We start from the raw sequence: 1,564 nt of genomic DNA on the forward strand, positions 1-1,564 counted from the left end.
ATTTGTATCTCCTTCTTATAGGGAAAAGTTCTAACTCTTTCCTGTAAGAAAAACCTACATATCATTGCTATAGGAAAAATTCTTGTGTCATTCCTTATAAGAAAAACTTACGTGTCGTTGCTTTAGTAAAAATTATAGTGTCATTACATTACGATAGAATCAAGTTTGAGGTTTGTTTCTCTGTTACCAAACGAAAAGTTAAATTTTTGCAACTTTTCAAATAACATCAAAATCGGTAGGAAATTAGGTTAGAACTATGTCTCATGCAATTTATATGCATAACAATGTATGTTAACCCACATTTATTTGAATTTAGATAGCTTAAAAATGTGTTGAACTATGTTTCAATGCATGGAAATTACTGTAAACTATTTTAGAATTACGATAATGTGAACAGCTTTATTAAAGAAGAAACAATCCAAAACCTCAAAAAAAAGCTACTGCGGGTTTGAGGTTATTAAGGTTTTAAGGTTTTTGTAAGATTTTACACTAAAAAAATAGTAAGAAATAACTTTCATTATCCTCAAAACCTTAATAACCTCAAAACCTCACTTGAGGTTTTCTAAAAAAAAGCCGAATACCTTACCCTTCTTTTTTCAGTAGATGAAGATACCGACCATGACCGATACGCTCAATATATCCTTTTTCTACAAACTGGTTGATATAACGTTCCGCAGTTTTTTCTGGTAGTTGAAACTGTAAAGCTACGCTCTTATATTCCTGGGTAGTAAAAGAAGTTGACAATCCATCCAGAAAACTTTCTTTTTTGGTTTTACCCCTTGAGAGTACGGTTTGCTTTTCTGGTAAATACCGATACACCTTTTGGGTATGTGCCAGTAAATTGTCTACAATGGTAATAGCATTTTCCATATCAGCATCCTGGCAAGATAGCATGTTGGAAAGTGTACCATTTTCCAATGATCGAATGGTAGTGAAGATTAGTATCATACGATAACAGATCAATCCCAACCGTAATAAAGAAGCTTCCAACCCTGTCTTTTTCAGGAATTGGAATTTATCATACTCTTTACTAAAAAAAGTATTGAACTGCTCTATTTGGTATGGTTGTAAGTGAACCCTAATTTCGCTCCCAAAACTTTCCAACGTTTGATAGTATTGTAAATACCGATTACCTAGTGCATCAAAGATGTTATCCAATGAGTGTTCATTAGTATTGGCAAATACATTTCTCCATTGTTTTTGCCGTTGCATCTCAAAAAAGATAAACCGGCTAAAGAGCCCGTTTTCTGCATCCGGCATTAAAGACAATACCTGATCAGCTGTACCAGAAAGTACTGCGGATAGTTGTGGATTTTTAATATCCACATATTCACTTGCTGTACGGCGATAGTAACTTATTTGTTCGTGGTGGAATGCTTTTCTTAACCCATCACTATAATTTCCATGTTCACTTTTAAACGCTTGTGCAAGGGTATCTCCTTCCGTTTCAAAGATGAGCCCTTTTCCATCATTATTTGCCAACAATTCAAAAGCTCCTGTTGCACTACTATTGGCAGGGATGAATAATAATTGTTCCCTGGGTTTTTCAGGTTTTGGTGGAGTC

At 34.4% G+C, this 1,564-nt stretch carries 1 protein-coding gene; it reads right to left on the bottom strand.

Annotated elements, in window-relative coordinates; translation table 11 throughout:
• Positions 1-582 precede the first annotated feature (582 nt).
• Positions 583-1,564, bottom strand: a 982-nt coding sequence (locus tag Z054_RS0127290; RefSeq protein ID WP_024773134.1) for a DUF3987 domain-containing protein, incomplete at its 5' end; no start/stop codon positions are given.

It is taken from the genome of Aquimarina macrocephali JAMB N27, from assembly GCF_000520995.1.
Taxonomy (GTDB): Bacteria; Bacteroidota; Bacteroidia; order Flavobacteriales; family Flavobacteriaceae; genus Aquimarina; species Aquimarina macrocephali.